Origin of the sequence: Trabulsiella odontotermitis, assembly GCF_030053895.1 — a bacterium.
GTDB classification, from domain to species: domain Bacteria; phylum Pseudomonadota; class Gammaproteobacteria; order Enterobacterales; family Enterobacteriaceae; genus Trabulsiella; species Trabulsiella odontotermitis_C.
Map to the genome: position 1 here is coordinate 2,114,892 of NZ_CP125781.1, position 13,431 is coordinate 2,128,322.

At 59.3% G+C, this 13,431-nt stretch carries 12 protein-coding genes; 5 read left to right on the top strand and 7 right to left on the bottom strand.

Features of this window, described 5'->3' with window-relative positions; all coding sequences use genetic code 11:
- Nucleotides 1-14: 14 nt before the first annotated feature.
- The 6 genes from QMG90_RS10130 to xthA form a co-directional block, all read right to left on the bottom strand.
- Nucleotides 15-1,325, bottom strand: coding sequence for a sulfurtransferase (locus QMG90_RS10130; protein ID WP_283283685.1), 1,311 nt, complete (start codon nucleotides 1,323-1,325; stop codon nucleotides 15-17).
- A gap of 78 nt (nucleotides 1,326-1,403) precedes the next feature.
- Complete coding sequence (locus tag QMG90_RS10135) at nucleotides 1,404-2,036, bottom strand: ATP-binding cassette domain-containing protein (RefSeq protein WP_283283686.1); 633 nt, start codon at nucleotides 2,034-2,036, stop codon at nucleotides 1,404-1,406.
- On the bottom strand, nucleotides 2,036-3,571 hold the full coding sequence (locus QMG90_RS10140; protein WP_283283687.1) for an ABC transporter permease family protein: 1,536 nt from the start codon (nucleotides 3,569-3,571) through the stop codon (nucleotides 2,036-2,038). The genes QMG90_RS10135 and QMG90_RS10140 overlap by 1 nt, the downstream gene beginning before the upstream one ends.
- Nucleotides 3,544-4,716, bottom strand: coding sequence for an ABC transporter substrate-binding protein (locus tag QMG90_RS10145; RefSeq protein WP_430381678.1), 1,173 nt, complete (start codon nucleotides 4,714-4,716; stop codon nucleotides 3,544-3,546). The genes QMG90_RS10140 and QMG90_RS10145 overlap by 28 nt, the downstream gene beginning before the upstream one ends.
- A 9-nt stretch (nucleotides 4,717-4,725) precedes the next feature.
- Nucleotides 4,726-5,400: a TVP38/TMEM64 family protein gene (locus QMG90_RS10150; protein ID WP_283283688.1), complete on the bottom strand. Its 675-nt coding sequence runs from the start codon at nucleotides 5,398-5,400 to the stop codon at nucleotides 4,726-4,728.
- Nucleotides 5,401-5,406: 6 nt separating this feature from the next.
- Nucleotides 5,407-6,216 (bottom strand): exodeoxyribonuclease III, encoded by an 810-nt coding sequence (gene xthA / locus QMG90_RS10155; RefSeq protein ID WP_283283689.1) that lies wholly within the window; start codon nucleotides 6,214-6,216, stop codon nucleotides 5,407-5,409.
- A gap of 446 nt (nucleotides 6,217-6,662) precedes the next feature.
- On the opposite strand from xthA, the gene astC reads away from it, so the two are divergent.
- Genes astC through astE form a run of 5 tightly spaced genes read left to right on the top strand, consistent with a single transcriptional unit; the run spans nucleotide 6,663 to nucleotide 12,689 of the window.
- Nucleotides 6,663-7,883 (top strand): succinylornithine/acetylornithine transaminase, encoded by a 1,221-nt coding sequence (gene astC / locus QMG90_RS10160; RefSeq protein WP_283283690.1) that lies wholly within the window; start codon nucleotides 6,663-6,665, stop codon nucleotides 7,881-7,883.
- Nucleotides 7,880-8,914 carry an arginine N-succinyltransferase gene (gene astA / locus QMG90_RS10165; protein ID WP_283283691.1) on the top strand — a complete coding sequence of 345 codons (1,035 nt, stop codon included), beginning with the start codon at nucleotides 7,880-7,882 and terminating at the stop codon, nucleotides 8,912-8,914. The genes astC and astA overlap by 4 nt, the downstream gene beginning before the upstream one ends.
- Nucleotides 8,911-10,389 carry a succinylglutamate-semialdehyde dehydrogenase gene (gene astD, locus QMG90_RS10170; protein ID WP_283283692.1) on the top strand — a complete coding sequence of 493 codons (1,479 nt, stop codon included), beginning with the start codon at nucleotides 8,911-8,913 and terminating at the stop codon, nucleotides 10,387-10,389. The genes astA and astD overlap by 4 nt, the downstream gene beginning before the upstream one ends.
- Nucleotides 10,386-11,711 (top strand): N-succinylarginine dihydrolase, encoded by a 1,326-nt coding sequence (gene astB / locus QMG90_RS10175; RefSeq protein ID WP_283283693.1) that lies wholly within the window; start codon nucleotides 10,386-10,388, stop codon nucleotides 11,709-11,711. Before astD ends, astB begins: the two co-directional genes overlap by 4 nt.
- A 9-nt stretch (nucleotides 11,712-11,720) precedes the next feature.
- Complete coding sequence (gene astE / locus QMG90_RS10180) at nucleotides 11,721-12,689, top strand: succinylglutamate desuccinylase (RefSeq protein WP_283283694.1); 969 nt, start codon at nucleotides 11,721-11,723, stop codon at nucleotides 12,687-12,689.
- On the opposite strand, the gene QMG90_RS10185 is transcribed toward astE, so the two are convergent.
- Nucleotides 12,690-13,310, bottom strand: a complete 621-nt coding sequence (locus QMG90_RS10185) for a helix-turn-helix domain-containing protein (RefSeq protein ID WP_283283695.1) — start codon at nucleotides 13,308-13,310, stop codon at nucleotides 12,690-12,692.
- Nucleotides 13,311-13,431 lie beyond the last annotated feature (121 nt).

Genomic DNA, 13,431 nt, shown 5'->3' on the forward strand with positions numbered 1-13,431 from the left:
CGGGTATCTGCGGATTACAGTGTGCTGTCCGGTCCGCGTTCGCCACTGGCGACCGGGTTTTTCGGGTTCTGACTCCATTCATACCAGCCGCCGTCGTACACCGACACCTTCGGCCAGCCCATCGCCCGTGCGTACATGAAGGTTTCTGATGCGCGCCAGCCGGTGCCGCAATAGAACGCGACCTGCTGCTCAGGGAGAATATTCCAGCTTTTCCACATCGCGGTGATGTCGTCGGCGGTGCGCATGGTGCCGTCCGGGTTATGGAAATCTTCCATATGGGTCGAATCACTCCCGGCATGTCCCCAGCGGGCGCCCGCGATTTCACCTTTTGGTTTGATATAGCTGTAGCCGCTGGTCACCCCGGTAAACTCTGGCCACGACCGGATGCTGACCAGAGAGGCGTCCTGGCGGTGCAGCAGGGCGCGCGCCTGTTCCATATTGAGCATTAACTGCGGCTGACCGGGGATCGGCGCGCCGAAATCTGGCGCAGGCGTTTCTTTCGACGGTGTACCGCGTTCGACCGGCAGGCTGGCGTCAGACCAGGTTTTCCAGCCGCCATCCAGCAGGCGCACATCTTTCACGCCAGCGTAGAGCATGATTTGCGCCACGCGCGCGGCGGCATACACATCGCGTCCGTAGAGGACAACCGTGGTGTCGTGGCGAATGCCGTGTTTCGCCAGCATCGCTTTGAGCTGCGCATCGGAGACTTTATTCCACAGCGGTTCGCTTTCCACTTCGTTGGTGTCAATGTAACCCGCACCCGGAATGTGGCTTAGCAGGAAATATTTCGGCGCGCCCCAGCCCGCCTCAAACACTTTCCAGTCGCCCGTTGGTGCCGCCGTCACTGGTTTTCCCTGTTGCAGATCGTGCAGCCATTGCGGGTACACCAGTTGTTCAAAGTGCGGGAGTTTTTGCAGCCGTGCCGGGTCATTCAGTGCATCACTGAGGGTGCTCAGTTGAGTAAATCCGGCTTTTTTCAGCCGCGTGGAGACCGAACGAACATCCGCATCGTCGCCGTACAGCGCCAGCGCAGTGTCTGAGTGCAACTGATGCTGTTTCGCCCAGTTGCGCAGTTGTTCGTCGCTCATCGCCGAAAGCCAGCGTGCGGCGAGGTTACGCGCGGCGGGTTCATGACCCTGCGGCCCGTTCAGCGCTTGCGGCCAGCCGTTATAGAACGCGCTCGGGCGCGTATCGACGGCTACGCCGTGATGTTGTTGAAGCTGTGAGAATGTGAGAGAAGTCGCCATGTCAGTGGCAAAGGAGGCAGCAGAAGAGGCAAGCCCGACAATCAGGGCCAGCGCGGTCAGTTGAGAAACACGTTTCATCGAATTGCCCGTCATTGTAGATAAATTGAAGCGTCATTCTGCGACCCCGAAAGGTGAAAAACGTTGCGCAAACGCAGTTTATAGCCAGTTTTCCAGCAACATACAGCGACCGTTCGCCGGAATGTCGGCGACATCATGCGTCACCAGCACCACCGGGATCGCCAGCCGCGTCAGCTCAGAAAACACCCACTGGCGAAAGCTTTCGCGCAGGGAAACATCGAGGCGACTGAAAGGCTCATCCAGCAGCAGTGCGGCAGGTTGCGCCAGCATCGCCCGTAACAGGCTGACGCGCGCCCGTTGCCCGCCGGAGAGCGTCGCCGGGTCGCGATGATAAAATCCGGTCAGTTCTGCCTGTTCCAGCGCCGCTTCAACGCGGGCTTTACGCTCTGCGCCTTTGATCATTGCGGGCAGCGCCAGCAGCAGATTTTGCCCGACGCTGAAGTGGTCAAACAGCAGCGCATCCTGAAACAGAATGCCGATTTCCCGCGCCTGCGTCGGTAGCGTATCGCGGCGGCGATCGTTGAGCCATAATTCGCCCTGCGCCTGAAACGCGGCAGGCAGCGCACCTGCCATCCACGCGAACAGCGTTGATTTACCGCTGCCGGAAGCGCCCATTAGCGTCAGGATTTCGCCAGGCGCAACGCGGAAATTGACGTTGCGCAGCAGCGGCGTACCGTTAAGGGTCAGGGTGGTGTTTTTGACGATGAGCATCAGCGTAAACCTTGTCGGTAGTGCCCGAGCCAACGAGCGAGCAGGGCGGTCAGGGCGAAAATCAGCGCCGGCAGCAGGAGCTGCCAGAGCGACAGCAGCGCCAGCAGATGCATATCGCCGCCGCTGCTTTGCGCCACCGCGTCGGTGGTCAGCGTTGGAACGCGCCCGGCGCCCAGCCACAGGCTCGGTAAATATTGTGCAATGCTGACCGAAAAACCTATCGCCAGTGCGGCAAGCAACGGACGCAGCAGCAGCGGACATTTGATCCACAGAAAGATGCGCCCCTGCTGCCAGCCGAGCGTGCGGGCAATCAGCAACAGGCGTGGGTCGATACGTTGCCACGCCGGGCGCAGGACAAACAGCATCCACGGGATCACCCACAACAGATGCCCCCAGAATACCGCAAGAAAGGTGCCGTCGAGCCAGGCGTTCAGTGCGAGGCGATATTGCCCGGCGACCAGCGGCAGCGCAGGTAACAACAATGGCAGCCAGAGCAGCGGGGTAAGACGCGCCAGTCCCCATTCGAGCCACAGCAGGCAGAGCACGGCGCCTGTCAGCGCCGTCAGCGTTGCCAGCGCCAGGCTGTTCATCAGGCTGTCGCTGGTGGGGAGATGGAATTGCGCCAGCAGTAGCAATACCAGCGCGCACAGCAGTCCGCTGAACGGAAGCAGGGCGGTTAGGCCACGACCCGGCCATACCATGCGATTCTGGTGACGACGGCCGCGAAAATCAGGCACCCGGCGCTGCCAGAGCCGCCAGAAACCCCACCCCGACAGCACAAGTGTGGCCAGCAACAGTAGCAGGATCAGACACGCCAGCGCGCCTTTTGCCTGTTGCGACGGATCGCCCTGACTGAGCCACGTCCAGGCGAGTACCGCCAGCGTCGGCGGATTACCCGGCCCTAAAATCAGCGCCACATCCACCGCTGACAGCGTCCAGGCGGCGGTAGCGACCAGCACCAGCCCCAGCGCGGGAGCGATGGCCGGCAGGATCAGATACCACAGGCACTGCCAGTGGCTGTAGCCCTGGCTTTTCAGCACCAGCGTCTGCTGCGCCAGCCGGGTTTCGCCGAGTACGCCGTACATCGCCCAGAGAATAAATCCGCTCTCTTTGACCGCCAGCGCCAGCCCCAGCCCGATACCATAACGGTCAACCATGGGAGTGCAGACATGGCAGATCTGAAACAACCAGCCGCCTTCGGCAAACAGCAACAGCGCGCTGGCGGCAAAGGCCACGTGCGGCACCGCCAGCAGCAACGGCAAGCGGGAAACCAGCGTTTGCCAGCCATTCCCCGGCCAGCATACGGCGATGGCGGTCAGCGCGAGCGCCAGCGCGCCGAAAACCGCAATGCCTGTCGAAACCAGTGTGGCGGCGAGCGCCTGCCAGAGTTGCGGGTCAGCGAACAACACCTGCCAGTGGCGCAGCGACAGTGCTGGTTCGGTCATCAGTCTCAGTGCTGGCAACAACGGCGCATAGATGACTACTATGGCCCCGACAACCAGCAGCGTCAGTGCGTACCGTAGCGGCGTAGCCATTCCTGCTCCAGCGCGTTCACCCACAATGCGTGAGGTTCTGCCAGCACGGGTGGCGCATGCGGTGGCAGGCGAGATTCCAGCACGTTACGCTGCGTGTCCGGCAGTGCTTGCGGGTCGAGCACCGAAGGATCGCCCCAGACCGCCGGGTCGGATTTGCGTAACTGCGCTTCTGGCGACAACAGGAAGTTCGCTACTACCTGCGCCCCCGCCGCGGCGCTGGCGTTTACAGGAATAGTCACAAAATGCACATTGCCGATCATGCCGTCGCGAAAGCCAAAGCTGTAACTGTCTTTCGGCAGATCGCCGCTGGCGATCCTCTGTTGTGCATGCATCGGGTTGAAGGTCAGTGAAAGCCGCAGCGTGCCTTGCGCCAGCATTTGATCCATGCGCGCGGGCGAGGCCGGAAAATCGCGACCGTCGCGCCATAAGTAAGGATGGAGTTTATCGAGATACGTCCAAAGTGACGCTGTCACGCGCGCAAACGTCGCAGGCTGCGGCGGTTTTTTCAGCGCAGCGGGATCGTCGGTCAGCGTCAGCAACAATTGTTCGAGGAACGCGGTCGCGGTAAAGTCGGGCGGACGAGGATAGCTCACTGTGCCGGGGTGTTCAGCCGCGAACTGCAACAGCGCAGCGGGAGAATCAGGCGGCGTCGGCGTTTCACCCTGACGGGCGATAAAGGTCAGTTGCGCGCTGCCCCAGGGTGATTCCGCGCCCTCGACAGGCACTGAAAAATCTTCACGCACCGGTTTTTTGGTATCGACATTACGCCAGTTTGGCAGTGTTTCCGACCAGCCGGTATGCACCAGTCCGGCCTCTTTCAGTGTTCGGAAGTTCTCGCCATTCACCCACAACAAATCGACGGAACCGCGAGTTTTGCGCCCCGCCTGCACCTCAGCCTGAATACGTTTCACACTGTCCGCCGCATCGGCAATCGGCACAATGCGCAGGTCAATGGCGTAATCGCGCTTCACTTCGCCCCGTACCCAGTCGAGATAACGATTAACCGCCGGATCGCCGCCCCAGGCGTTGAACCAGACGGTCTGACCCTGCGCTTCCTGTTTGACAGTCTGCCAGTTATCAGCAGCCAGTGAATGGCCTGTGAACAACAGACCGACGGAGAAGAGACAATAACGCACACGGCGCATAATGCATCCTTACTGTTGAATAAAGCGTGCCATCAGCTTGCGGGAGATCAGCGGCAACAGGCCGATCAGCGCAAACGCCAGCAGCATCGCGGGGGAAAGAATATCCTGTAACGTATCAAGATTTCCAAGCTGTCGCCCGGCATTCACATACACCACCGTGGCGGGGAGCATGCCGAGCTGGCTGACCCACCAGTAACGGGCGATGCCGAGGCGCGTCACCCCGGCCAGCAGGTTCACCAGGAAAAAGGGAAACAGCGGCATCAGGCGCAGGGCGAAGAGATAAAACGCGCCGTCGCGCGCCATGCCCGCATTGACGGTATTCATCTGTCCGGGAAAGCGCCGGGCAACGCTGTCGGCCAGCAGATAGCGGCTGACCAGCATCGCCAGCGTCGCACCTGCGGTGGAGGCAAAAGAAATCACGATGAGCGCCAGCCAGAAGGGAAACAGCGAGCCGCCGAGCAGCGTCAACAGTGCCGCGCCGGGAATTGATAATGCAGACACCAGCACATAGAGAAAAAAATAGAGCACCACCCCCGCCAGCGGATGCTGGCTGAACCCTTCAGCGAGAGCGGCGTGGGAGTGTTGCAGGGCGCTAAGGGAAAGCAGATTGCGGGGCATCAGGGCGATCCCCGCAACGATACAGACCATCAGTACGACCAGCAGCAGGATTTTACGGCGCTTCAACGGCGTTTATTTTCCTTTAAAGGTCGCCCACACCGGCGCATGGTCGGACGGTTTTTCCATGCTGCGGATGTCGTAGTCGATACCGGTTTCAACACAGTGCTGCGCCAGCGGTGAACTTGCCAGCAGCAGGTCGATGCGCAGACCGCGGTTGTCATCAAACCCTTTTGAACGGTAATCGAACCACGAGAAACGATCCTGAGTTTCCGGGTTCGCGTGACGGAAGGTATCCACCAGCCCCCAGCCGAGCAGGCGCTCCATCCACTCGCGCTCTTCCGGCAGGAACGAACATTTACCGGTGCGCAGCCAGCGCTTGCGGTTTTCATCGCCAATCCCGATATCCAGATCCGTCGGGCTGATATTCATGTCACCCATGATCAGCACCGGGTTTTCTCTTTTCAGTTCGCCGTCGAGGTAGTTCTGCAGGTTTTGGTAGAACTTCTCTTTCGCCGGGAACTTGATGGGGTGGTCGCGGCTTTCGCCCTGCGGAAAATAGCCGTTGATCACTGTGACGTTGCCTAATGGCGAGGGGATTTCCGCCATGATGATGCGGCGTTGAGCTTCTTCGCCATCATCAGGAAAACCGCGGCGTACGAAAACCGGCGTCTCTTTGGTGAGCAGCGCCACGCCATAGTGACCTTTCTGTCCGTGATAAAAGACGTTATAGCCGAGCTTCGCCACCTCTTCGAGCGGGAACATGTCGTCGTGAACTTTAGTCTCCTGCAGACCGATCACGTCCGGCTGATGCTTTTCGACGATGGCTTCCAGTTGATGAGGACGGGCGCGCAGGCCGTTGATATTAAAAGAGACAAATTTCATAGTCGCTGCCACTGTGCAAGGTGAATAGTGAGGGGATGGTAGCAGAATTTCCCCCGTCTGGCCTCATCGGCCGCAGAGTTTCTGCGCTGAGTGTTGAGGTAATGATTGCAGCGCGCAATCATTGCCCCTTTCTGAAGCATATGCCCCACTTTGGGGCACTTTTCCGCGGCAAATTTCGCAGGCGATCACAAATCACGAATTAAGTTTTGCTAATGCATAATGTTGCGATTATTAGCATTGCTAATGCCTTATTATGTGGTTTTATGCACTTTTTATGCAATTTATGTGAATAGCGTCAGGTCGTAACTCATTGATTTCATGTTGTCACCTTCTGGTTATGCACTTTTAACGCTGGCTGGCACGAACTGTGCAATCTACATTTACAGCGCAAACACACCATAATATTTAACATTATTGAAACTTTTAATTTACCGGAAGAGGTCACTATGTCTCAGTCAATTACGCGTAATAATTTTGATGAATGGATGATGCCGGTTTACGCTCCGGCGGCCTTTATACCGGTACGCGGAAAGGGTTCACGCCTGTGGGATCAGCAGGGTAAAGAGTACATCGATTTTGCCGGTGGGATCGCTGTTAACGCGCTCGGCCATGCGCATCCGGTGATGATCAACGCGCTCACCGAACAGGCGAACAAGTTCTGGCACACCGGCAACGGCTACACCAATGAACCTGCGCTGCGTCTGGCGAAACAGCTGATTGACGCCACCTTTGCCGAGCGCGTGTTCTTCTGTAACTCCGGCGCGGAAGCCAACGAAGCGGCGCTGAAGCTGGCGCGCAAATATGCCCATGACCATTACGGTACGCAGAAAAGCGGTATCGTGGCGTTTAAAAACGCGTTTCACGGTCGCACACTGTTCACCGTTTCAGCGGGCGGACAGCCTTCCTATTCACAGGATTTTTCCCCGTTGCCGCCGGACATCAGCCATGCGATTTACAACAATCTGGACTCTGCCCGCGAACTGATTAATGACAACACCTGCGCGGTGATTGTTGAGCCGATGCAGGGTGAAGGCGGCGTGGTTCCGGCGGATCCGGCGTTTCTCAAAGGGCTGCGCGAGCTGTGCGACCAGTACAACGCACTGCTGATTTTTGACGAGGTACAGACCGGCGTTGGCCGCACTGGCGAGCTGTATGCCTACATGCATTACGGCGTGACGCCGGATGTGCTGTCCACCGCTAAAGCGCTGGGTGGCGGTTTCCCGGTGGGCGCGGTGCTGGCCACTGAAAAATGTGCCAGCGTGATGACCGTTGGCACCCACGGCACCACCTACGGCGGCAATCCGCTGGCGAGCGCAGTGGCCGGTGCCGTCTTTTCGGTTATTAATACCCGCGAGGTGCTGAACGGCGTTAAGCAGCGCCACCAGTGGTTTACTGAGCGCCTGCAGGCGATCAACACCCGTCTCGGCCTGTTCAATGAGATTCGCGGCATGGGGCTGCTGATTGGCTGCGTGCTGAAAGACGAGTATGCCGGAAAAGCGAAAGCCATCAGCCAGCAAGCGGCAGAAGAAGGGCTGATGATCCTGATTGCCGGCGCGAACGTTGTGCGTTTCGCCCCGGCGCTGATTATCAGTGAAGAAGAAGTTAACAGCGGTCTCGATCGCTTTGAGCGTGCCTGTGAACACTTCCTGAAAGGAGCGACATCATGATGGTGATTCGTCCGGTCGGGCGAGAGGATTTGCCGGGACTGATGACACTGGCAGGGAAAACCGGCGGCGGGCTGACCTCGCTTCCTGCGGATGAAAAAACGCTGTCGGCGCGAATCGAACGTGCGCAGAAAACCTGGGAAGGCACGTTGCCGAAGGGCGAGCAGGGCTATGTGTTTGTGCTCGAAGACACCGACAGTGGCGCGGTGGCCGGGATTTGCGCCATCGAAGTGGCTGTCGGCCTGAACGATCCCTGGTACAACTATCGTGTCGGCACGTTGGTGCACGCTTCCAAAGAGCTGAACGTGTATAACGCGCTGCCAACGCTGTTTCTCAGTAACGATCATACTGGCAGCAGCGAACTCTGTACGCTGTTCCTCGACCCGGCGTGGCGCAAAGAGGGTAACGGCTATCTGCTGTCAAAGTCCCGCTTTATGTTTATGGCCGCGTTCCGCGACCACTTCAATGAAAAAGTGGTGGCTGAAATGCGCGGCGTGATTGACGAGCACGGCTATTCGCCGTTCTGGGAGAGCCTCGGGCAGCGCTTTTTCTCCATGGCGTTCTCCCGCGCCGACTACCTGTGCGGCACCGGGCAGAAAGCGTTCATTGCGGAACTGATGCCCAAGCATCCGATCTACACCGATTTCCTCAGCGAAGAAGCCCGCGCGGTGATTGGCGACGTCCATCCGCAAACCGCACCGGCCCGGGCGGTACTGGAAAAAGAGGGCTTCCGCTATCGCAACTACATTGACATTTTCGACGGCGGCCCGACGCTGGAGTGCGATATCGACCGGGTTCGCGCGATCCGCAAAAGCCGGCTGGTGGAGGTTGTTGAAGGACAACCCGCGCCGGGCGAATGGCCTGCGTGTCTGGTGTCGAACGAACAGTATCAGCAGTTCCGCGCGATGCTGGTTAATGCTGATCCGCACACTGAACGGCTGGTACTGACCGGCAAACAACTGGATGCCCTGAAATGTCGTGCGGGTGACAAGGTTCGCCTGGTGCGCCTTTGCCCTGAGGAGAAAAAATCATGAGTTTATGGATCAACGGTGACTGGGAAACCGGACGCGGGCAGACGCGTAACAAAACTAACCCGGTGACGCACGAAACGCTGTGGAGCGGCAGCGATGCCGATGCGGAGCAGGTGGCGCAGGCGGTGACCGCCGCTCGTCGCGCTTTCCCGCAGTGGGCAAAACAGCCGTTTACCGTCCGCCAGGCGATCGCCGAAAAATTCGCCGGGTTGCTGGAAACCCACAAAATGGCGCTGACCGAAACCATCGCCAGCGAAACCGGCAAACCACGCTGGGAAGCGGCGACCGAAGTGGCGGCGATGATCAACAAAATCGCCATTTCGGTGAAGTCTTATCACAGCCGGACGGGCGAACAGGAGACGGCGATGGCGGATGGTGCTGCCACGCTGCGCCATCGTCCTCACGGCGTACTGGCGGTGTTTGGCCCGTATAACTTCCCCGGCCATTTGCCGAACGGACATATCGTTCCGGCGCTGCTGGCAGGAAATACCGTAGTGTTTAAGCCGAGTGAACTGACGCCGAAAAGCGGTGAAGTGGTGGTCAAACTCTGGGAACAGGCCGGGCTCCCGGCGGGTGTACTGAATCTGGTTCAGGGTGGTCGCGAAACTGGCGAAGCGTTAAGTGCCCAGGAGGGCATTGACGGTGTGCTGTTTACTGGCAGTTCCGCCACCGGTTTTCATCTGCATCGTCAACTGGCGGGGCAACCGCAAAAAATCCTCGCGCTGGAAATGGGTGGCAACAATCCGCTGATTGTCGACGACCCGGCCGATATCGACGCCGCCGTGCATCTGACCATCCAGTCGGCGTTTATTACCGCCGGGCAGCGTTGTACCTGCGCCCGCCGTTTGCTGGTTAAACGTGGCGAGCGTGGCGACGCGTTTCTTGCCCGTCTGGTGGAGGTCAGCCGCCGCTTAACGCCAGGGCGTTGGGATGCCGAGCCGCAGCCCTTTATGGGCGGGCTGATTTCTCCGCAGGCCGCGCAGCACGTGCATAAAGCGTGGCTGACGCACGTGGCTAACGGTGGCAGAACGCTGCTCGAACCCCGTTTGCTGGAAACCGACACCTCGCTGCTGACGCCGGGCATTATCGAGATGACTGGCGTGGCGAACGTTGCGGATGAAGAGGTCTTCGGGCCTCTGCTCTGCGTCTGGCGCTACGACACCTTTGATGAGGCGATCACCCAGGCCAACGCCACCCGTTACGGTCTGGCGTGCGGGCTGATTTCCCCGGATCGCGAGAAATTTGACCAGTTGCTGCTGGAAGCGCGCGCCGGGATCGTCAACTGGAACAAACCCCTGACCGGTGCCGCCAGCACCGCGCCGTTCGGCGGCACTGGCGCTTCCGGCAATCATCGCCCGGGCGCGTGGTATGCCGCCGATTACTGTGCATGGCCGATGGCGAGTCTGGAATCGCCCGCCATTACGCTGCCGGAAACATTAAGCCCGGGGCTGGATTTTTCGCGTGAGGAAGGGTTATGAACGCCTGGGAAGTGAACTTTGACGGTCTGGTCGGTTTAACACACCACTATGCCGGACTGTCGTTTGGCAATGAAGCCTCCACGAAACACCGCTTTCAGGTTTCTAACCCGCAACTGGCGGCGAAGCAGGGGCTGCTGAAAATGAAAGCGCTGGCGGACGCGGGCTATAAACAGGCGGTGATCCCACCGCAGGAACGGCCCAATGTGCCGTTGCTGCGGCAACTGGGTTTCAGCGGCAGTGACGAGCAGGTGGTTGAGAAGGCGGCCGCGCAGGCACCGCAACTGTTGTCGGCGGTCAGTTCAGCGTCGTCGATGTGGGTCGCCAATGCCGCCACGGTAGCGCCTTCCGCTGATACCCTTGATGGTCGCGTGCACCTGACGGTCGCCAACCTCAATAACAAATTCCACCGCGCCAGTGAAGCGCCCACCACCGAGGCGGTACTGCGGGCGCTGCTGCCTGACGAGCACTATTTCGCCATCCACAGCGCACTGCCGCAGGTGGCAATGTTTGGCGACGAAGGCGCGGCGAACCATAACCGTTTTGGTGGCGCGTACGGGCAGCCGGGCGTGCAGATGTTCGTTTACGGGCGTGAGGAAGGGGGCGAGCAGCGTCCGTCGCGTTACCCCGCCCGGCAGACGCTGGAAGCCAGCCAGGCGGTGGCGCGACTGAACCGGGTCAATCCACAACAGGTGATTTTCGCCCAGCAAAATCCGTCGGTGATCGACAAAGGCGTTTTCCATAATGACGTGATTGCAGTCAGCAACCGCCAGGTACTGTTCTGCCATCAGCAGGCATTTGTCGATCAGAGTGCGTTGCTGTCGCAACTGGCGGCGCGCGTGCCGGGCTTTACCCCCATCGAAGTGCCCGCGTCACGCGTGTCGGTGGAAGAGGCGGTAGCGACTTATCTGTTTAACAGCCAACTGCTGAGCAAAGCGGACGGCAGCATGATGCTGGTACTGCCGAAAGAGTCGCAGTCGCACGAAGGCGTCTGGCGTTATCTCAATGATTTGCTGGCGCAGGATAACCCGGTAAGCGAACTGAAGGTGTTCGATCTGCGCGAGAGCATGGCGAACGGCGGCGGCCCGGCGTGTCTGCGCCTGCGCGTGGTGCTTAACGAACATGAGATGGCGGCAGTCAACCCGGCGGCGCTGATGAACGAGACGCTGTTCATCACCCTCAATGACTGGGTGGATCGTTACTATCGCGACAGGCTGACGCAGGCGGATCTGGCTGACCCGCAACTGTTGCGCGAAGGGCGCGAAGCGCTCGATCGCCTGACGCAGATCCTGAAGCTGGGATCGGTGTATCCGTTCCAGCGCTGAGAGGGCACGATGAAGGATTTTCTGGCATTAACGCTGGCGGGGCGATTGCCCCACAGCTTTCACGGCAACACACCGCATTTTCGCTGGCACTGGCTGGATTGCGGCATTTTGCAACTGACGCCGCATCAGCCTGTTGAACGCTCGCTGGTGCTGTCGGCCGGCATTCATGGCAATGAAACGGCACCGGTGGAGATGGTCGATAACCTTCTGCACCGCCTGTTTGCCGGTGAGCTGGCGCTGCACTGTCGGCTGCTGGTGATCTTCGGTAACCCGGCGGCGCTGCAAGTCAACCGCCGCTATCTGCACAGTGATCTGAACCGGATGTTTGGTGGTCGCTGGCAGACATTCCCGCCCGGTAGCGATACGGCTCGTGCCGTGGTGCTGGAGCAAGCGCTGGCACAGTTCTGGCGCGACGCTGAGGAGGGTGAGCGCTGGCATCTGGATCTGCATACGGCGATCCGCGGCTCGCACCATGTGCGCTTCGGTGTGTTACCCGCACGCCCCACGCCGTGGACACCGCAATTTCTTGACTGGCTGGGTAGCGCCGGGCTGGAAGCACTGGTCTTTCATCAGGCGCCAGCCGGAACATTCACCCACTACAGTTGCGAGCGGTTTAATGCGCTCTCCTGTACCCTTGAGCTGGGCAAAGCGTTACCGTTCGGGCAAAACGATCTGACATTGTTTGCCCAAACCCAACAGGCGCTGGCGGCGTGGATAGCGGGTGATCATCTGGAGGCCGCAAACACGGCGCCGGTACGCTACCGTGTTTCGCAGCAAATCACCCGCCGCAGCGAAGCTTTCGAACTGTATATGTCTGACGATACGCTCAATTTTACGCCGTTCATCCAGGGAACGTTGCTGGCGGAAGATGGCGAGACCTGTTATCAGGTGGAGCATGAGCGGGAGTTTGTGCTGTTTCCTAATCCGACCGTGGCGTTGGGCTTGCGGGCCGGACTGATGCTGGTGCGGGAGTCGTGATCAGCGCAGGTCGCTGTCGTGCTGTAGCTGGCAGGAGACCAGCGCGCCCTGATGCATGGTGATTTCGCCGTTGCTGCGCAACAGGGCCAGGCATTTCATCACGTAGCTGCGGGAGAGGCCGGAACGCGTCCGCACATATTCTGCCGCCGGAATGCGTTGCCGGATTAACGAGGTTTCCTGCTCCAGCGCCTGCAGAAAATAACGGATCACTGCCAGCGAACTTTTCCCCGAGGTATTGAGCAAAATACCGTGCATGGCGGTGGCCGTTGCGCTGCTGACCTCAAACATCTCCCGCCACAGGTTTTGCGCTTCCACAATCTCTTTTACCCGGCTCAGCGGAATGACGGTGAGCGCCGTGGCGTCGTAAGCCTGAAGATAATAATCCGCGCGGTTTTCCAGGACAGTATTCACGCCGAGCATGCCCGGTGCGGACAGACAGTAAATCAGCCGCTCGTCAGAACTTCGCTGCACCGCCACCAGCCCCTCACGAATCAATAACACTTCAGCATCTTCTCCGGTGCTGAAGGTAAAGATCTGCCCGCACTCCAGTGTGTAATCAATACCCTCGTGGTGAAGGGCAGTCAGCAGCCTGTCCAGGGCGGCAACGGGTTTTATGTTCATGACAGTGGTGTTTGTTCCTGTGTCAGGCGTGTTAGCGAATACATGAAACCTTAGCCTGGATACGGGCATTTCCCCAATCAATGTTGAGAAAATAATGGGTCTCATAATGGACTTAGCTTTG